We start from the raw sequence: 17,945 nt of genomic DNA on the forward strand, positions 1-17,945 counted from the left end.
CACGACTATCCACACTCGTGTAATGTGAAGGAGTTTCCGATGCCGCGTGCCCCGTCTTGCGCAGCTCATCGGCAAAGTCACTGTCATTCGCCCGCACACCTTGCTGAATGGATGCGACCAGCGAAGCCCTGACATGGCCTATTTTGCTCATCGTCCCCTACCCCGAAGCCAGCATTCGATTGCTTCTTCCTGCAGGCCGGCGAGCTTCGTTCGCTCCTGCGTTCCGCGGGTCTCCCGCACTTGGGCGTCTGCCTTTTCGCGATATTGCTTGGCTTTTACTGCGGCAAGCGCGCGTTCCCGGCAAAACGTATCTGCGGAATCGAGCTCGTCGCGAGCCGTCTCCAGGTTCATGGCAAGCAAGGCGTCCAGGTTCGAAAGCAGCTCGTAGCGGGCGAGATCCAGATTCGATTGGCCCGCAGCCAACCCGCGGCCCGCAGCCGCCACCACCGCATGGGCCGCGCCGGCCTCGTCGTGCCGCACACTGCAGGCGTGCGCTTCGGCGGAGGCCTCGGCCAGTGCCGAGGACGCGCGCACCTCACGCACCTTCGCCACGCGCAGCAGCACTTCGTACGCGTGCAATCGCCCATCCTTCATGTTCGATCCTCACGCGACACGATGGCCCGTAGCAGCTCGACGCTCTCGGCGCGGGTGGACCATTGCATGGGCCGTTGGCTCAGGCATTCGACGATGCGCGGGTACAGCACGGTGGCCTCGTCCAGCGACGGATTCGTTCCAGGCTGGTAAGCCCCCATGTCCACCAGATCGCGCGATGCCTGAAAGGTCGAGAGGATGGACCTGACGCGCTGGATGATCTTCTGCTGTTCCTCGTTCGCCACGTTCGACACGAGGCGACTCACGCTGGACAGCAGGTCGATCGCCGGAAGTTGCCCACGCGAAGCGAGGTCGCGCGACAACACCACGTGCCCGTCCAAAATGGCGCGCATGTGATCGGCAACCGGCTCGTTCATGTCGTCGCCCTCGACCAGCACGCTGTAGATGGCCGAGATCGATCCTCCATCGCGTATCCGCCCACCCCGTTCGAGGATCTGCGGGAGCAGATTGAATACCGAAGGAGGATAGCCGCGCGAAGTAGGAGGTTCCCCAACGGCCAAGCCGACCTCGCGTTGCGCCATGGCAAAGCGAGTTATCGAATCGACGATCAACAGGACGTCCATGCCTTCGTCGCGGAAAAATTCCGCCACGGCATGGGCAGCGTGTACCGCATGGGTTCGCACCAGCGCCGGCTGATCGGCGGTCGCCACCAGCATCACCGAGCGCTCGCGGCCTTCCTGGCCCAGCGCGTTGTCCAGAAAATCGCCGACCTCGCGCCCGCGTTCGCCGACGAGCGCAATCACTACGACATCCGCGCGAACGTGGCGGGCCATCATGCCGAGCAGGGTGCTTTTGCCCACACCGCTGCCCGCGAATACACCAACCCTCTGTCCTTTGGCAAAAGGCAGTACGCCGTCGATTGCCCTTACACCGGTTTCCAGCGCTTCTTCCAGCGGTGCCCGGCGCATGGGGTTGATGGGTGGACGATGGACTTCCCGCAGACCTTCGGCAGCGATGCAAGGCCCTCCATCCAGGGGAGCACCAAACGCGTCGATGACGCGCCCGATCAAGGCATGCCCGACAGGCACCCGCAAGGAATATCCCAAGGCACGCACACGGGCGCCAATCGACACGCCACGCAGGTGCCCGAAAGGCATCAGGAGCACCCTGCCCTCGCGGAACCCGACGACCTCGGCACGGATATTCTGTCCATCGGCGCCGCTTTCGACCTCGCAGAGTTCGCCGATCGTGACATCCGGCCCGCGGGCCTCCGCCACCAGGCCGTTGAAGCCGAGCAGCTCGCCGGTCCGGCATACCAGCGGCTGATCGGCAAGCAGATTGCGGTAGCGATCGAGCAGGGAGATGGTGGTCATGGCGTATCGACCCCCAACGCCTGAAGCATGGTGTCGTGGATCACTCTCAAGCGCTGGCCAATCGAACTTTCCATCCGGCCCCGGTCAGTCTCAAGCAGGCACTCGCCGGCCACCAGCTCCCGCCCGGTTTCCACTTCCAGGCCATCGATACGCGCGGGAAGCAGTGGCCGGTCCTGCTCCGCCACCACCAGCCGTACGGCTTCGGCGCGAACTTCCGCCGCCATTTGTGTGCACAGCCTGCGCAGCAGTTGGCCATCGTCCTGCATCTGGCCGAAGGTTCGCGCCAAGCTTGCCAGCGCCAACTCGAAGGCCATCTCTTCCATGGCATTGCCATGGCGGTGCAAAGCCTCGCCGAGGCCATCCGCAAGTACCGAGAGTCGTTCGCGCTCGCACTCGAGCTCATCCAGGCGGTCACGAGCGGCATTCTCCTGCTGCTGCATGCGCTGCGCCGCGTCGCGCAGGCCATCGCTCTCGCCCGCTTCATAACCCTCGGCGTAGCCGACACGGTAGGCTTCGACAGAGGGATCCAGAACCGTTGCGGGTATCTCGGCCACCTGAGTCGCCGGTGGCTGGCCTCCACCTACGACCCGACGAGTGGCAGCCTCGAGAAGCGCGTCATGCGGTAAGCGCTGGATCATCGGCTAGCCTCCGCCGCGACCAGCGTCCGACCGGCCTCGTCGAGACAGCGCACCAGAGCCGCCGCCAACGCGCGGGGGAACGGGCGCTGCAACTGCGCCAGTTCATCGCGAATCGCATCGCCTCGCTGTTTGCCGCAAGCCGCCAAGTAGAGTTCCGCGTGATCCATCGCCGTTGCGGCCAGCACCCTGGCGGCCCAATGACTGGATAGCTCGTTGAGCACGGCGATCAGGACGCCCGGCGACGGCAGGTCGACTCTTGGCACGTCGACCGAACCATCAAGAGCTCCCTGCAGGGCATCCGCGTCGATCACGGTGAAACGCCGGGCCTCCCGAACCAACGGACCCAGCAGCGCCTGCCATGTTCCCGGCAGGCGCGCCATCATCCAACGACGATCTGCCGGATGCATGGCAGCGATGGCCAACGCCGCCTTGCGGATACCTACGTTGTTCACTGTCCCACCTCGTTACCCGCGTCCATCCACTGCCGCAGTTGCGCCAGTGTTTCCTCGCGCTCCGACGGCAACAGACGACGCGGCGAACTCCGTCCGAGCATCATCAGGGACAGAAGGAACACCAAGATCAGCGCGGCAACCGCCGCGTAAGCCCAAGAAGGAAAGCCGGCGTGCGATGAGGCGGGCGCGCTCGTCAGGGGAACCGGGTCGGTCGACGTGGGAGGTGTCGGGGAAACCGCGTCAGCCGATGCAGCCTTGAGGTTGGGCGCGGGAAGCATACGTTCCGGCGTTGCCATGGCGGCAATGTCGATCTTGTCGCCCCGCGCCGGATCGAGACCAAGACCAGCCGACACGACGTCCGATAGTTTTCCGACTTCTGCCTTGGTCAACGCCGACGAAACGACAATGCCCACCGATATGCGCTCGATGCGCCCAGGAGCCCGCTCGACCTCCTCCTGTTCGTGCCCGTGGGCGTACTCAACTTCGCGCCGCTTGTCAGCCAGGCCGACCTTCACGTGATCGGGATCGGAGCTGTCGGCAGGATGTCCGGTAGCATCGACCTTCTCCCGCACCAACAAACCGTTGCCATCCCTCCCTTGGGCCAGCAGACGATCGCTGACCCGTTTGACGTGGTCATAGTTGAGGCGCACCCCCACCGACACGGTGAAATCATCGTTGGGCAACACACGATGCAGCATCTGGCCGACGCGCTTGCGCATTTCCGCCTCCAGCCGGCTCTGCTGGTCGAGCCTGTCGCTGACCGGCACACCGCCCTGTCCGTCCGTGGCAACTCCGGAAAGAACGAGGCCCTTGCCGTCCAGTACGACCACGGATTCCGGTACCAACCCTTCGACGGCGGATGCGATCAGGCGCTGGATACCGGCAACCTCACGGGCATCCAGGTGTTTTTGCGGCTGCAGATTTAACGTTACTGAAGCCTTCGATGCTTCCTGATCCTGTTCGAACAAACTGGCGTGATGGATGGTCAGATGTACTCGCGCCGAAGCAACTTCACTCAGCGAGGTGATCGTCCGCTCCAATTCACCCTGGAGAGCTCGTTGGAAATTGACCTTCTGGGCAAACTCGGTGACGCCGTAGTCGGAGTCCTTGAACAACTCGAATCCGACGCTCCCCCCTTTCGGCACACCTTGAGAGACCAGCTTCATGCGCGTCTCGTACACCTGCTCCGCGGGCACCAGGATGGTTCGGCCCTCGTCGGCCAGCCGCCATGGCACTTGCATCTGACTCAGCGCCGTCGTGATCTCGGCAGCGTCCGATTCGCGCAGCTCGCCGAACAGCAACCCATACGGCGGGTGCATGATCCACCACGTGGCGCCGCCGACCAGGCACAGGATCAAAAACAGCCCCGTCGCAAATGCAATGCGTGAACGCCGTGACATGGATGCAAAGAAATGCCGCATTGCCTACTCCGTAAAAATTCCCCGACGCCTGCACACCTGCGATGAACCGGATGATGCCGGATGCTCCCCATCCCTTACCCCAACCCGCCTACCCCGCCGCACCCGCACTACACGCAAGTGCGGATGGAGCCGAACCGGCTACAACTGCATGTTCGTCAAGTTCTGGTAGGCATCCACGATGCGGTTGCGTACCTCGACGGCGAACTGCAACTGCAGATGGGCATGCTCCATCGCCATCATCACGTCCTGGACCGGGATGTTCTCCCCCGCAGCAAGCGCACGCGCCGAGGCATCCGCCGCGTTCAGGCTGCCATTGACCTGATCGAGCGCATGACCCGTCATCTGCAGGAACGACGGACCCGCCGGGAGAGATTCGTCCGGGCCCTGCTCCGGCATGACCGGCAGGCTGAAGGAAACGCCATCGATCGGCATCACGCTCATGAGCCGCTCCCGATATCCAGCGCATGCAGCGCCATGCCGCGCAGCGTGTTGAACGCACGCACGTTGGCCTCGTATGCGCGACTGGCCTCCAGCAAAGTGCTCATTTCGGTCACCATGTCCACGCGCGGATAACTCACCATGCCGCGCTTGTCCGCTGACGGATCCGACGGATCGTGGACTTCGCGCTGGGCGACGTCGGTGGCGATCAGGACCGGGTGGTCAAACTGTTCTGACCCACCGATCGCTGCATCGAAACCAGTGGTGTGTGGCGCCACCGCGCGCATCAGCTGCGTCGGCCGCCCAGGTGCGCCCGGCGTGTTGGCCACGGCGATGTTGTGGCTGGCCGCCTCTAGGCGCAGGCGCTCGTACTCCAGCCCAAAACGCGTGGCGGCAAGGATCGAATCGACGCTCATCCGTTTCTCCCGGTCAAAGCCAGCTGCATCAAGGCAAAACGCCGCGACAAGACCGTCGTCAGCGACTGGAAATCCACGCCGGCGGACTCAAGCTCCGCCACCTGCCCGTCAAGGCTTGCAGAGCTGTCTGCTTCGCCGTCCGCACGGTTCACCGAGCTCCGCAGCACGGCGGGCGTCAGCTCCGTCAGGCGATCGACGGCCATGTCCGGATCTGCTGCGGCTTCACGCAGCAGCCCCATGGCGGCTCCAAAATCCGCGCGCTCCGCGCGATAGCCCGCGACGTGGACATTGGCGATGTTCGTGCTGGCGACTTCGGCACGCAGTTGCGCCATGTTCATGCCCAGACGTATGGCTTCGACGGTCAGATCCATGTGCTCCCCCTCATTGGATGATCAGTTCGCCGCGTAGGGCGCCGGCGTCCTTTATGGACTGCAGGATGGTGATTACCTCGCGCGTGGAAAGGTGAATCGCGCGGAGCGCACCGATCAGGTCCGCCACGGTGGCGCCGCCCGGGATGGTGACCAGCTTCGCCTCTGGCTCCCTCACGTGGATGTCGGATTGCGGAACCACCGCCGTACCGATGTTCGCGGACGGCCTCACCAGCACGCCGTCGGGCTGCGAGACCTGGTAGGTGGTCTGCACCACGATGCGCAGGTCGCCCTGCGAAATCGTGACGGCGCCAAGCCTCACGTCGCCGCCGGAGACCACCGTGCCGGTGCGCTCGTTGACCACCACGCGAGCGGCCTGATCCGGCGTCACGGGCACGTTCTCGATCATCGAGATCGCACGAATCAGATCCTGTGGCGGCGAAGCGAAGGTCACGCGGATCTTGCCCGCATGCTCGGCCACCGCATCCACCCCGGCGTTGCGGCGCAGCGATTCGACCACCCGCTCCGCGGTGGTGAAATCCGGCTGATAGAGCACCACGTCGAGCGTGCGCCCGCTGGCTTGCAGGCCCAGCGGCGCCTCGCGTTCGACCAGGGCGCCGTTCGGCACGCGCCCCACGGTGGGATGGTTCTTCTGCTGCGAACTGCCGAACGCGTGGACCTCGTATCCGCCTACCGACAACGGCCCTTGTGCCAGCGCATAGAGCTTGCCGTCCGGACCATCCAGCGGGGTTTCCAGTAGGACACCTCCTGCCAGACTGCGCGCATCGCCCAGCGAGGACACCGACACGTCGAGTTTCTGTCCCGATTCGGCGAATGCCGGCAACGTCGTGGTCACCATGACGGCTGCGACGTTGCGGCTGTTGAGGTCGTCCGGGCTGATGCTGATCCCGAAATGACTGAGCGCATTGGCCACCGACTGCACGGTAAGACGATTCTTGCTGGAATCGCCGGTACCGGCTAGGCCGACGACCAGACCATAGCCGGTGAGCGCGTTGTCCCGTACTCCCTGCACGCGCGCGATCTCCTTGAGTCGGACGCTGTTGTCATCGGCCCGTGCCACTGCACAGCAACACGCAAGGAGCAACAAAATAACAAGACAGCGACTCATATCAGGCCCAGCCAATGCGTGATGCGATAAAGAATGCTGCGTCGCTGGGCCTCGGAAACGTCACCCTGACCGGTGAACTCGATGTTTGCCTCGCTGATGCGGTTGGACGGAATCGTATTGGCCGCCGATATGTCCTCGCTGCGCACCAACCCCGTCAGCGTGAAGTGCTGCTTCTCGCCATTGACCACCACCAGTTGCTCCCCATGGATACGCAGCAGCCCGCTGTCGTCCACGCCGACCACCCGCACCGCCAGCTCCGCCTGCAAGGTGCCGACACGCGACGTCTTGCCCTGGCCCGCGTTGTCGCCGGACAAGCCGACTCCGTAGTCGTGGCGGCCGAAACGCGTCTGCGTGGTGGCGCCCAACTGGACGCCACTGCCTGCATCAGTATTGGCGCTTGCCGAGGCGCGCGACGTCTCGGTCACCAGCACGGTCAGCGTGTCGCCGGGCCGGTGGGCGCGCCGGTCGGCGGTCAGGCCGCGGTAATCGTCCGGATCGATCATCGAACCGGGAGAGGTCTGGGCGTGCACGGCGGGAACGATCAGCATCCAGGCCAGGCACAAGAGGAATCCACGCTTATCGGACAACTTCCACCTCCCCCTTGTCGGTCACTCGGGCGCGTACGGGCGACACCGCGCCGTCGACCAGAACGGGCACGACGTCGCCCGCATCGCCCTTGGCGATGGCCGTGCCCTGCGCCTGCATGCGGATTGCACCCAACGCCACGTCGACGTGCACCCGCTGCTGACGATCGACGTCCGGCACGCGTTCGAAATCGCCGACTCGCACCATCGAACCGGCGAGTACCGCGTGGCGCAGCCGCATGCCATCGATCTGTCGCGCGTCCCGCACGGGTTCCCCCCGCGCGGCCGCCATGTCCACGTCGCGCGGAACCAGCGTCAGCGCTCCAGCCGCCGTACCCAGGGCCGCGTCGCCGGCATAGCTGAGCACCTTGCGCTGGACTTCGAGCGCGAACCAGACCATGGTCGATCGCGCAACCTTTCCATCGACGGTCACGGCTACCGGCACGCCGGCGCGCGCGCGTGGCCAGCGGCCAGCCAATGGGCGCACGACCAGACCGACGGTTCCTGCGGGAACCGAGATGTCCGCGGGCGCGCCGATCACGCTTACCTTCGATGTGGCTGCTTCGCTGCCCAACCGCGCATCGACCTGCGCACGCGCGGCGGCCACGATGCGTGCCGCCGCAATGCGCTGGGTCGCTTGCGGAGCAGCCGACACAATCGCTGGTGCCGCCGCCAGCAACACGATGGAAAGAATCCGCAGCATGGTCACTGGCGCAGGTTGTTGATGGTGTCGAGGATCTGGTCCGACGCCTGCAGCACGCGCGCATTCAATTGGTAGGCACGCTGGGCGATGACCAGGGTCGACATCTCCGAGACCATGTCCACGTTGGATCCTTCCAGCATGCCCTGCATCAGTGCACCGACGCCGTTCTCGTTCGGCCTGCCAACGCTCGGATCCCCCGATGCCTGGGTCGGCGCGAAATTGTTGTTGCCCACTAGTTGCAGCCCCTCGGGCGACGGGAACGTACTCAACTCGATCTCCCCCAGCAGCGTCTGTTCCTGATCCGCGCCCACCGTCGCGTAAACCTGGCCGTTCTGGTTGATCCGTATGTCGGTCACGTCCGGTGGAACCTGGAAATCCTGGGCAAGGTGATCGCCTGCGGCGGTGACCAGATAGCCCTGGTTGTCCACGTGCAATTGCCCATCGCGGGTATACAGGTGGTTGCCGTTGCCATCGACGACCTCCAGGAAACCCTCGCCCTGGATGCCGATGTCCCAGACTCTGTTGGTCTGCTGCATCGCGCCCTGCGAAAACACCGAGCTGGTCGACAGGATCTCCGATCCGGCGCCTGCGCTCTGCGGCGACATGCCGGCCTGAACCTGTTCAGGCGATATCACGGCAACGTCCCCGAAGGCCACGCGCCGGCTTTTGAAACCGGGCGTCTGCATGTTCGAGATGTTGTTCGACAAGGTGTCGATCTGCGCCTGCTGGCTCTTCAGCCCCGCCGTGGCGATATAGAGTGCGTCGATCATGATCCGTCCTAGGCGTTGTCGCCGATGTGGTTGATGCCGGTCTGCATGGCCTGGTCGTAGGCCTGAATGGCGCGTTGTACCGATTGCGCATGGCGCGTGAGCTCGATCAGCCTCACCATTTCCGAGCTCGCATCGACATTGGACTTTTCCAATGCGCCCTGATGGACGCTTCCCTTCCACTCGGCCGCCGCGCCGGCGTACGCATACAGGCCGCCTCCGGCTTCCCGCAGGGCCTCGGGGGTTGCGACGGCGACCACGCGCAGGCTGTCGATGCTCTGGTTGCCGTCGAAGATTTCACCGGCCGCGCTGATGCGTACACTGTCGTGAACGAGCGTGACCGGTCCCGACTGGCCCAGCACCGGGTGGCCAGAGGCGTCGACCAATTGCTGGCTCGCGTCGATATGGAACTGGCCGTCGCGCGTCAGCATCTCCCGGCCGTCCACGTCCACGACGAAGAATCCCGGCCCTTGCAGCGCCAGGTCCAGGGGCTTGCCGGTCATGTCCAGATCGCCGTCGGCGAGATCCAGCGAAGGAAGCGGATCCGGAGCCCCCGTCCTGAAGTCCGTACGGATGCGCTCGGCGCGATAACCCGTCGTGCGCATGTTCGCCACGTTCTGGCTGATCGCATCGAGCGCCTGGACGTCGTTGCCGAGATAGCGGGCAATGCTGGAAATGGTGCTGATCATGGTGTCCTCATGCGGCGGTAGCCGTCGGGGTCGCGGTGACGGTGCCGAACGCCTTTACCACCAGGGTGGACGGCACCTCGTTGATGCCGAGCACGGTGACGTGCGGCAGGCTGCGCTGGATCAAGGCGCGGATGTGCCGGCGCACCACGCCCGGGCACAGCAGCACCGGCAGGTGGTTGCGCGACATCATGGCCTCGGTCTGCCGTGCCAGTCCGCCAAGCAGCGCGTCCAGCTGGGCCAGGTCGCCGATCAAGGCTCCGGCTCCGTCGCGCTGGCGCACCGCGGAAACGATGGATCGCTCCAGTTCCGGCGCCAGGGTCAGTACGTACAGTTCGCCCTGTGCGTTGCTGACACGCTGGCAGATCGCCGGGCCGAGGCGCTCGCGTACGCGCTCGACCAGATCCTCGGTTTGCTTGAGCGTCTTGCCCGCGTCGACCAGCACCTCGAGGATGGCCTCGATGTGGCGGATGCTGACCTGCTCGCGCAACAGCTGCTGCAGCACTTTCTGGATATCCGTATGCGACATCACGCCGGGAACCAGCTCGTCGACCAGCGAGGGCTGCCGTTCGCGTACGCGCATGACCAACCGCTCGGTCTCGGCGCGCGTAAGCAGATCCGGCGCATGCCGCTTCACCACCTCGCCCAGATGGGTGATCAACACGGTTTCCGGATCCACAAGCGTGTAACCCGCGCCGCGGGCGTACTGGCGCTGTTCCGCGCCTATCCACTGAGCCGGAAGACCGTAGGCCGGGTCGCGCGTCTCGCGCCCTTCCAGCTTGGCCCGTTTGCCGCCAGGATTGATCGCCAACAACGAATCGAAGTGTAGTTCTCCCCGCCCGGCGGGCGTCCCTTGGACGTGCAATTCATAGGCATCGGCGGCGAGCGGCAAATCCTGCACCATCTTCACCTTGGGCAACACGAAGCCCGCCTCCATGGCAAACTGCTTGCGGAAGGCGGCGATGCGCTCGCCCATGTCCAGGCCGCGGGCGTTGTATGCCGCAACGATTCCGCCGCCCAAGTGAATCTCGATCGGCTCTACGCTCAGGAGCTTGTACAAGTCCTCTTCCGGTCGCGCCGCAGCCGGCTTGGGAGCGTCCGTCGAGGTGTCTTCCTTCATTGGCGTCGCGCGTGAGCTGATGAAAACCAGCGCACCGACGCCCAGCAGCACCAGCAGTACCGGCCACGCCGGCAAACCCGGCAGAAACAGCAGCCCTGCCAACGCCAAGGCCACGATCAGCAACGTGTAGGAGTTCGACAGTACCTGCCGTGCGATCTCGGTGCCGAGCAGCGAATCCGACGCCGCCCGCGTGACGATGATGCCGGTGGCCACCGCGATCACGAGCGAAGGGATCTGCGTGACTATGCCATCACCGACGGTCAGCAGCGTGTACCGGTGCGCCGCATCGCCCCACGCCATGCCGTGCTGGATCATGCCCACGGCAAGTCCGCCGACGATGTCAATCAGGATGATCACGATGCCGGCAATCGCGTCGCCTTTTACGAACTTGGTCGCCCCGTCCATGGCGCCATAGAAACTGGCTTCCTTTTCCACTTGGCTGCGCCGTCGCTTCGCCTCATGCTCGTCGATCAGTCCCATGTTCATGTCGGCATCGATGCTCATCTGCTTGCCGGGCATGCTGTCGAGGGTGAATCGCGCGGCAACCTCTGCCACACGTTGCGCACCGCTGGTGACCACGACGTACTGCACCACCACCAGGATCAGGAATACCACCAGGCCGATCACATAGTTTCCGCCAACGACATAGTTGCCGATCGCATTGATCACGCGGCCAGCGTTGCCGCTGTCGAGGATCAGCCGGGTCGCCGAGATGTTCAGCGCCAGGCGGAACAACGTGGTGATCAGCAGCAGCGACGGGAACGTCGAGAAGCTCAGCGGCGAATCGCTGAAGAACGTGATCAACAACACCAACAGCGCGCCGGTAAAGTTGAGCACCAGCAGGAAGTCCAGCAACGCCGACGGAATCGGCGTGAACAGGATGACCAGGATCACGATCACGCCCAGGACGAGCACGACGTCGCGTTTGCTGCGCCAGAGCTGGCCGAGCATGGGGTTCACGAAAAGATCCTCGTGCCGGGGCGCTTCATCAGCCAGCGATAGACCGGGGCCAGCTGGGCGAACAAATGCGGGGGCACCGCCTGATCAATCCGGCATTCCCGGAATATCGCGCGCGCCAGCTCGGGCGAGTGCAGGCAAGGAACATCAGACCGCGAAGCGCTCAGGCGCATTTGCGCCGCCATCACATCGGTGCCCTTGGACAGCACGATGGGCGAGCGCATGCTCTTGGGCCGATATTGCAGCGCAACCGCCAGATGCGTGGGATTGGCCAACACGATGTCGGCCTCCGGTACCCGGGCAAGCGATCGGGAGTGTTTCAGCAACTCGGCGATCAGTCGCTTGCGCTTGCTGCGGATATCCGGATCCCCGTCTCGGCGTTTCATCTCGTCCTTGAGATCCCGCCGACTCATGCGCAGCTTGCGAATGTATTCGCGCCGCGCGAACCACAGATCGAGCAATGCCACCAAGCCCAGCAATACCAGCACCCAGGTTGTTACCCACGTGTATACCGAACGAAACAGCATGGCCAGGCCGGCAGGTGCAGAGAGTGCGGCGGCGTCCACCTCGCGATGGATACCAGATGCAACGAGCCAACCCACTCCGCCGAGCAGAGAAACCTTCAGTATCAGCTTGAACAGCTCCCACAAGATCTGTAGCGAAAAGATGCGCTTGAGACCTTGCGCCGGATTGAGCCGGCTGAAGTCGGGTTTCAATGGTGTGGTACTGAAAGTGGGTCCAGTCTGCACGACGTTGGCGATGACTGCGGCGACCAATACCGCCAGCAGCACCGGGAGCAAAGCCTGCCAGAACGGCGCGAAAGTCATTCGCAACCAAGCGGTCAGTCCCGCCGACGGCGCCGGTGCATTGCCCGCCATCAGCAAGGTACGGCGCAACGCGCGAGCTAGGGCAGCGGCAGCCGCATAACTCGTGACGGCAAACGCGATACTGAACACGATGGTTACCAATACGCCGCTGAGATCCGCACTGCGCGAAACCTGCCCGCGGTCGTGCGCTTCCTGCAGGCGATACGGTGTGGGTTGCTCGGTCTTGGATTGCTCGTCGGCCATGCTCAACGGACCCCTGACAGAACCGGCAACGACGAAAACGCATCGCGATAGAGCCGCCCGATAAGCTGGGGAGCCCAGCGCAACGCGCCTCCCAACAACACGAATGCCGCCAACATCTTTATCGGCAGCGCTACGAAGTACACATTGGCCTGCGGCATCGACCGGCTGGCATACGCCACCGCCAAGTCGATGGCGAACAATCCCAGCACCACGGGCACCACCACCATCATCCCGAACAGGAACTGGGAGCCGAGCAGTCCCATGAAGGTTTCTGGCGACAACAGAAAGCTTCCGGTACCCAACGGCACCAGCTGGATCGACGCAACCAATCCCTGCAGCAATACAAGGTGCAAGCCCGTCGCGAAGAACACCATCATGCCGGCCCACTGCACCGCGGTACCGACCAGCGCCTCTGCCACGCGGGTCGACGGGTTGAACAGGCTCGCTGCAGCGATACCCGACTGCATGTCGACCACGCCGGCGGAGAACCCCAGTGCGGCCGCTGGCAACACAACTGCCAAACTGAGAGACAAACCCAGCAAGCTCTCTCCGACCAGTGCCAGCAAGAACGCCAGTGGCTGTGCCATGTCGAACTGAGTTGCCGGGTGTGTACTGACACCTACGGCAACCAGCGTCAATGCGAGCAGAACGATCGCGCGCACGTAAACCGGTACCCACGCGAACGGAGTAAAGGCAGGCACCATCAGCAGAGGCGCAAAGCGCGCCATGGCGAGCAGAAAAACGGCGACGTCCATGTCCACGAAGTGCTGCATCGTCACATCCCTGCCACCAGGCCGAAGAGATGCTTGGTGAACTCCACCACTACCGCCATCATCCAGGCGCCGGTGACAAGAAACATCACGACCACGACCACCAACTTGGGAATGAAAGTCAGCGTCATCTCCTGGATTTGGGTCACCACCTGCAACACCGAGATCAGCAACCCCACCACCAGCGTGGCCAGCAGCAAGGGGGCCGAGACCTTCGCCGCGGTAAGCAGCGTTTCCGAAAGCAGATGCATGGCGGTATCACTATCCATGGCTAATCTCGCGGACGCACGATTTCACGCAGCCTGAAAATGAAATCTGCCGGCACCGCAACAGCATGTCCTGGTGACTTCAGGATGTCGTCGACGATCGCCTGCGCCTCCTCCTTGCGCCCTTCGTCCAGCAGCAAGACGCTGCGCGCGTAGCGCGCCGACAAGCCGTTCGCATCGAGTCGCGTCGCACGTTTGATCGACTCCTCGGCGGCAAGGCGATCGCCGCGTAACGCATGCACGAGTGCCATGCCTCCATGGGTCTCACCGAACGTGCGGTCGATTGCAAAGGCCCGTCCGAAGCTGTCCGCAGCCCCGGCTAGGTCGCCCTCCAGCAATTGGCACCAGGCCAACGCGTGCCAGCTGCCGATATGCCCAGGCATCGCCGCCGTGGCGCGCTCCAGTGCCGCACGCGCGGCCGGCATGTCCGCGCGCAGCATCCGGTTCTGGCCGATGCCGAGCAGCGCCCGTCCCGAATGCGGATCCATTGCCAGCACGCCGTCGAACAGCGCTTGCGAAGCGTCCAGACGCCGTTCCCACAGCGCTATCGTGCCGGCCACGATAGCCGCCTCGTACTGCGAGGGGTCGATGTCGAGCGCACGGGCCGCGACCGCAGAAGCTTGTGCCGTATCGCCGCTGTCGAACAGCAGCATCGCGCGCAGTCCAAACGCTTCGGCGAGGCGTGGGCCGCCGGCAACCGTCTCGAGCAAGGCCAGGGCAGCGGCGTACTGGCCCTGATGGTGGAAAATTCTCACCTTGAGCAGAGCGATCGAGATGGCGTCCACGCCCTCTGGGCGCGCGTTATCCAGCGCCCGCATCGCTTCCTCGAAATGACCCAACGACAAATGGGCATAAGCGAGGTCATGGACGATGCCCGCCGGCACCTCGGCGGCACTCGCCAGAGGCTGCAGCAGCTCCGTCACTGCGGCGAAATCCCCATTCATCAGCGCACAGCGCGCCTCGCGAAATTTCACCGCGGGCAGTGCGCGCACGTTGTCGGCGGTCGCCCGCAATCGTGCGAGCGCCTCATCCACCCGCCCCTCACCCAGCAGTTCATCAAGCAGGTCGCATAGCAGCACGGGGTTCGATGGGTCCCGGGCGGTAAACGCCAGGAGACGCGAAGCGCGGCTCATGCCGCACCCCTAAACTTTTTCTGCCGAAGCGGGATAGGGAGACGTAGTGGAATGGAAGCAACCGCTGACCTCTCAACGGAAGTCAGGTCGCAAGATCCGCGACGGTCACGCATGGCGTCCATGCAATCCCCTACTGCGTACTACACAGCTTTTCAGCACGGCGCCCCTGCACGGTGCGGCGGGTTTCCAACGCTCTGAAAATCCCGAGCTGCAACGCGCCGAAGAGTAAGCACGGCTGCAAATCGTCGTCAATGAAAATTTTGTCGTAATATTTTGCGATTGCCGGAGAACCGCAGAACGTAACCATTTGCGAGGATTGAAACGCAATATTTTACGTCGTCATGGGCACGGTCTCGTTACTCTCAAGACGCGCGACGAAGCATCATGCCGGCGGGTGCGGTCGAGCTAGACTGCTCACACTCCCGAGACTCTCCCGGATGAGGACTCATGCCGACCGACCGTATTTCGCCGCCGTCCTCACTGATCGAGACCATGCGCGCCATGGCGCGCGACCGCGCTTCTGGCGCTCGTCATGGCGGGAAAACCCACGCAACAAATCCGTCACCAACCGAGTCTTCCGCACCGGCCCACGCGCGCCAGATTGGCGAACTGCAATCGCGCCTGCGTGAACTGGCCCGCAACGTGGACATCGCCGATCCACGATCACTGGCTGAGGCGCGCGCCCCTGTCCTGCGCGAGATACTGCTGTGGGAGTTCGGCAGCGATTTCCGCAACGACTCGCAGTTCCTGCCCATGGTGGACGCGATCAATAGTTCGCTGGACAGAGACGCCAGCCTCCAGCAACGATTTGCCGAACTGATCGCGGGCCTCCAAAAAACCTGACTTTGACCCGGCTCTGGCAACGATTTCCCGGAGACGCTAGGTTGAGGGACGCTCCACGTGGTCGCGAACGTACGGCACCGGCGCCGGTGGAAGCGCTAGCGTTCTACCCTCGATAACGCTCCCTAATCACCGACAGTCATAGGATCGTGACTCAAAGCCAGCTTCGAGACGCTGCCGATGTCTCAGGATGTCGGTGGTGAGCGACGGCCTTGGCTCCTCAGGTTCCGTAGAACTGGATACCGTGATGGCATAGCTCGGGGAGCGGCTCGTCGGGAAGAACGCACGTCATCGTAACGGGAAGCGCCAACGGCGGTGACACGGAGGTCAGCTCCAGCGTCGTGAGCTGCACCATACGTTCGTTGTTTCCCTTGGCCACCACCAAGGTGAGCAACAAGAAAACGTCTGAATCGTCCGACCCGCGGTGGGCTTCCACCAGATAGGCGGCTCGCACGGAGGGCTCACGCTCGTAGAGACCGCGGAGCGCCAGCACCAAGGCATCCGTCGGCACGGATGGTAGGCACACTCCGACCTGCTCATTCGTCCCCAGCGTTTCCCTAGAAAAGACGCCAAGCGGGCGGCCTTCCAGGAGAGCGCCGATCTCCGGCGGATAGAACGTCAGCTGATCTCGGTTAGGGTTGAGTATCAGGGTTGCGCCGCGAGTCAGCTCAAAGAGCCGCCGCCCGGCCATGGCCACGATCATGACCTTGCCTGTGGCTGCCACTACCTCCGCTTGTTCCCGATCACTGAAAAACGGCAACACCGTCTGACCGTTGTCGGGCCTGATGAACTGAACGAACCGGATGCGATCGGGCGGCGCGGGTCCGGTGGGAACGTGCGCATACACCGTGGCCTCCATGAGTGCCTTATAGAAGCGCTGCTCGGCATCCATGATATCCGTGGGGTTCGAGGCGGCCCTCGCCGCTTCAAGCAACGCGTCAAGTGGTGATCTGGCTACCTTGGGCATGGGGCGTTCGTCATCTTGGTCATTTGCTAGATCGAATCCATGGACAGCGGGAAATACGGCTGAGAAAACGTGCCGATACACGCGGGCTGTCACGCATTTGCTCATGCGGTCATTTTGCGGTGCGGGGCATTCGTGGCGTTGGCCAGTTGGGCGAAGGCGATCCGTCTATGCTCATGTCAAAGACTGGCTCCAGGATTAGGAGGGGATCGGCAAGCGCTTGCCACCCCGCATGGAATACATCGCTCGGGCTTGGATAGTGGCGCAGCAGAGTCCGCGCCTGCTCGCGAACGACGACAGGAACGCGCCGATTGGTCAGCACTTCTGTCAGGAAACGCCGCGTTTCGACGACAGCCCAAGTGCGTTCGTAAGGTAGGGTCATGATCAACTGATACATGGTGATACATGGTGATACGTGGTAATGCCTGCGATCAGCACCCTACGATTTGTTTGACGCCGTTTTGGCAGGTCATCCGGGCGAAGCTACCCACCGGCGGGGCTCGTCGCGCGTCGGCGTCGTTCGCGGCTGGTGCGGAATGCATTCTCGAAGCGATCGATGAACTCGTGCGCCGCGCCGCGGAAACGTAGCGCATCGGCAGGTAACGACACACCCAGTTCCCGAGCAATGTCCATGGCGTACTTCACTTGGCTGTCAGTTGGTAGCTGCAGGTCGGCATCGAGGCATGCTGCGAGCGAGTTCGCAAAACATTCGGATAGGCGCTCGACGAATGCGAGGTCGAACTCGTCGCGGCAGGCCCGCTCACGCTGCACCCCAAGCGCTTCCTCGAGCCGATCGTCCATCGGCACGGGGATGGACCACTGATCTTCGAATACCAGTTGCAGGGGCATGGTTCCGGCTTCCCATCGGTCGGTACGGTGACCAAGTGTGGGGCTATCGACAAAACTACGAATATCGTAGTATCGGCAGCACGGCAAAGCAACGAATCTCGTAGGGGATCTTCCTCCACGAGAACTCCATGCTTCGCCCTCGCGAACCGTCATCCATCTTCAGCAAACGCTTGAAGCAGGCGCGTCAGGATGCCGGTCTATCTCAGAAGGAACTGGGCATCCTTGCTGGTCTGGATCTTTTCGTGGCTAGCACACGCATCAATCGCTACGAGAAGGGCATCCATGAGCCTGACATGGCGACCATCGCTCGCCTCGCCGCGACCTTGAAGGTACCGACCGCCTACTTCTTCGCCGAGGATGAACGCCTGGCCCGGATGATCCTTGCCTTCGAACTGCTTACACCGACGGAGAAGGAGCGGCTTCTCAAATCGATTGAGCGACTATAGGTC

The 17,945-nt window shown here is 63.4% G+C and carries 23 protein-coding genes; 2 read left to right on the forward strand and 21 right to left on the reverse strand.

Annotated features, from left to right (window positions below; translation table 11 throughout):
* Nucleotides 1–147 precede the first annotated feature (147 nt).
* From ACVCL3_RS02770 to ACVCL3_RS02855, 18 genes are all read right to left on the reverse strand, one after another.
* Nucleotides 148–594 carry a hypothetical protein gene (locus ACVCL3_RS02770; RefSeq protein ID WP_447100369.1) on the reverse strand — a complete coding sequence of 149 codons (447 nt, stop codon included), beginning with the start codon at nucleotides 592–594 and terminating at the stop codon, nucleotides 148–150.
* Nucleotides 591–1,925: a FliI/YscN family ATPase gene (locus ACVCL3_RS02775; protein ID WP_447100370.1), complete on the reverse strand. Its 1,335-nt coding sequence runs from the start codon at nucleotides 1,923–1,925 to the stop codon at nucleotides 591–593. The genes ACVCL3_RS02770 and ACVCL3_RS02775 overlap by 4 nt, the downstream gene beginning before the upstream one ends.
* Nucleotides 1,922–2,479 (reverse strand): FliH/SctL family protein, encoded by a 558-nt coding sequence (locus tag ACVCL3_RS02780; protein WP_447100371.1) that lies wholly within the window; start codon nucleotides 2,477–2,479, stop codon nucleotides 1,922–1,924. The genes ACVCL3_RS02775 and ACVCL3_RS02780 overlap by 4 nt, the downstream gene beginning before the upstream one ends.
* 80 nt (nucleotides 2,480–2,559) lie before the next feature.
* Nucleotides 2,560–3,015, reverse strand: coding sequence for a hypothetical protein (locus tag ACVCL3_RS02785; protein WP_447100372.1), 456 nt, complete (start codon nucleotides 3,013–3,015; stop codon nucleotides 2,560–2,562).
* Nucleotides 3,012–4,436, reverse strand: a complete 1,425-nt coding sequence (fliF, locus tag ACVCL3_RS02790; RefSeq protein WP_447100373.1) for a flagellar basal-body MS-ring/collar protein FliF — start codon at nucleotides 4,434–4,436, stop codon at nucleotides 3,012–3,014. Before fliF ends, ACVCL3_RS02785 begins: the two co-directional genes overlap by 4 nt.
* Before the next feature lie 138 nt (nucleotides 4,437–4,574).
* Complete coding sequence (fliE, locus tag ACVCL3_RS02795; protein ID WP_447100374.1) at nucleotides 4,575–4,877, reverse strand: flagellar hook-basal body complex protein FliE; 303 nt, start codon at nucleotides 4,875–4,877, stop codon at nucleotides 4,575–4,577.
* A complete protein-coding gene (locus ACVCL3_RS02800) occupies nucleotides 4,874–5,290 on the reverse strand; it encodes a flagellar basal body rod protein FlgC (RefSeq protein WP_447100375.1) in 417 nt (138 codons plus the stop codon). The genes fliE and ACVCL3_RS02800 overlap by 4 nt, the downstream gene beginning before the upstream one ends.
* Nucleotides 5,287–5,661, reverse strand: a complete 375-nt coding sequence (locus ACVCL3_RS02805; RefSeq protein ID WP_447100376.1) for a flagellar basal body rod protein FlgB — start codon at nucleotides 5,659–5,661, stop codon at nucleotides 5,287–5,289. Before ACVCL3_RS02805 ends, ACVCL3_RS02800 begins: the two co-directional genes overlap by 4 nt.
* A 10-nt stretch (nucleotides 5,662–5,671) precedes the next feature.
* Complete coding sequence (locus ACVCL3_RS02810; protein ID WP_447100377.1) at nucleotides 5,672–6,787, reverse strand: flagellar basal body P-ring protein FlgI; 1,116 nt, start codon at nucleotides 6,785–6,787, stop codon at nucleotides 5,672–5,674.
* On the reverse strand, nucleotides 6,784–7,374 hold the full coding sequence (locus ACVCL3_RS02815; protein ID WP_447100378.1) for a flagellar basal body L-ring protein FlgH: 591 nt from the start codon (nucleotides 7,372–7,374) through the stop codon (nucleotides 6,784–6,786). Before ACVCL3_RS02815 ends, ACVCL3_RS02810 begins: the two co-directional genes overlap by 4 nt.
* Complete coding sequence (gene flgA / locus ACVCL3_RS02820) at nucleotides 7,364–8,074, reverse strand: flagellar basal body P-ring formation chaperone FlgA (RefSeq protein WP_447100379.1); 711 nt, start codon at nucleotides 8,072–8,074, stop codon at nucleotides 7,364–7,366. The genes ACVCL3_RS02815 and flgA overlap by 11 nt, the downstream gene beginning before the upstream one ends.
* A gap of 2 nt (nucleotides 8,075–8,076) precedes the next feature.
* Nucleotides 8,077–8,844, reverse strand: coding sequence for a flagellar hook-basal body protein (locus tag ACVCL3_RS02825; RefSeq protein WP_447100380.1), 768 nt, complete (start codon nucleotides 8,842–8,844; stop codon nucleotides 8,077–8,079).
* Between the two features lie 8 nt (nucleotides 8,845–8,852).
* Complete coding sequence (locus tag ACVCL3_RS02830; RefSeq protein ID WP_447100381.1) at nucleotides 8,853–9,530, reverse strand: flagellar hook-basal body protein; 678 nt, start codon at nucleotides 9,528–9,530, stop codon at nucleotides 8,853–8,855.
* 7 nt (nucleotides 9,531–9,537) lie between these two features.
* Nucleotides 9,538–11,598: a flagellar biosynthesis protein FlhA gene (locus tag ACVCL3_RS02835; protein ID WP_447101558.1), complete on the reverse strand. Its 2,061-nt coding sequence runs from the start codon at nucleotides 11,596–11,598 to the stop codon at nucleotides 9,538–9,540.
* 5 nt (nucleotides 11,599–11,603) lie between these two features.
* Nucleotides 11,604–12,674: an EscU/YscU/HrcU family type III secretion system export apparatus switch protein gene (locus ACVCL3_RS02840; RefSeq protein ID WP_447100382.1), complete on the reverse strand. Its 1,071-nt coding sequence runs from the start codon at nucleotides 12,672–12,674 to the stop codon at nucleotides 11,604–11,606.
* Between the two features lie 2 nt (nucleotides 12,675–12,676).
* On the reverse strand, nucleotides 12,677–13,447 hold the full coding sequence (locus ACVCL3_RS02845) for a flagellar biosynthetic protein FliR (protein ID WP_447100383.1): 771 nt from the start codon (nucleotides 13,445–13,447) through the stop codon (nucleotides 12,677–12,679).
* A gap of 2 nt (nucleotides 13,448–13,449) precedes the next feature.
* Complete coding sequence (locus tag ACVCL3_RS02850; RefSeq protein ID WP_447100384.1) at nucleotides 13,450–13,713, reverse strand: flagellar biosynthetic protein FliQ; 264 nt, start codon at nucleotides 13,711–13,713, stop codon at nucleotides 13,450–13,452.
* Between the two features lie 2 nt (nucleotides 13,714–13,715).
* Nucleotides 13,716–14,843: a tetratricopeptide repeat protein gene (locus tag ACVCL3_RS02855; protein ID WP_447100385.1), complete on the reverse strand. Its 1,128-nt coding sequence runs from the start codon at nucleotides 14,841–14,843 to the stop codon at nucleotides 13,716–13,718.
* A 447-nt stretch (nucleotides 14,844–15,290) separates the two neighbouring features.
* On the opposite strand from ACVCL3_RS02855, the gene ACVCL3_RS02860 reads away from it, so the two are divergent.
* Complete coding sequence (locus tag ACVCL3_RS02860; protein WP_447100386.1) at nucleotides 15,291–15,686, forward strand: hypothetical protein; 396 nt, start codon at nucleotides 15,291–15,293, stop codon at nucleotides 15,684–15,686.
* A gap of 217 nt (nucleotides 15,687–15,903) precedes the next feature.
* On the opposite strand, the gene ACVCL3_RS02865 is transcribed toward ACVCL3_RS02860, so the two are convergent.
* From ACVCL3_RS02865 to ACVCL3_RS02875, 3 genes are all read right to left on the reverse strand, one after another.
* The gene (locus ACVCL3_RS02865) at nucleotides 15,904–16,650 is read right to left on the reverse strand and encodes an SseB family protein (RefSeq protein ID WP_447100387.1); all 747 of its coding nucleotides are present in this window, start codon (nucleotides 16,648–16,650) and stop codon (nucleotides 15,904–15,906) included.
* Nucleotides 16,651–16,759: 109 nt separating this feature from the next.
* Nucleotides 16,760–17,044: a BPSL0761 family protein gene (locus ACVCL3_RS02870; RefSeq protein WP_447100388.1), complete on the reverse strand. Its 285-nt coding sequence runs from the start codon at nucleotides 17,042–17,044 to the stop codon at nucleotides 16,760–16,762.
* 86 nt (nucleotides 17,045–17,130) lie between these two features.
* Nucleotides 17,131–17,496, reverse strand: a complete 366-nt coding sequence (locus ACVCL3_RS02875; protein ID WP_447100389.1) for a hypothetical protein — start codon at nucleotides 17,494–17,496, stop codon at nucleotides 17,131–17,133.
* 128 nt (nucleotides 17,497–17,624) lie between these two features.
* Here ACVCL3_RS02875 and ACVCL3_RS02880 point away from each other — a divergent pair, with 128 nt between their 5' ends.
* Nucleotides 17,625–17,942: a helix-turn-helix domain-containing protein gene (locus ACVCL3_RS02880; protein ID WP_447100390.1), complete on the forward strand. Its 318-nt coding sequence runs from the start codon at nucleotides 17,625–17,627 to the stop codon at nucleotides 17,940–17,942.
* The last annotated feature ends 3 nt before the right edge of the window (nucleotides 17,943–17,945 follow it).

The organism is Rhodanobacter sp. UC4437_H4, from assembly GCF_052978425.1.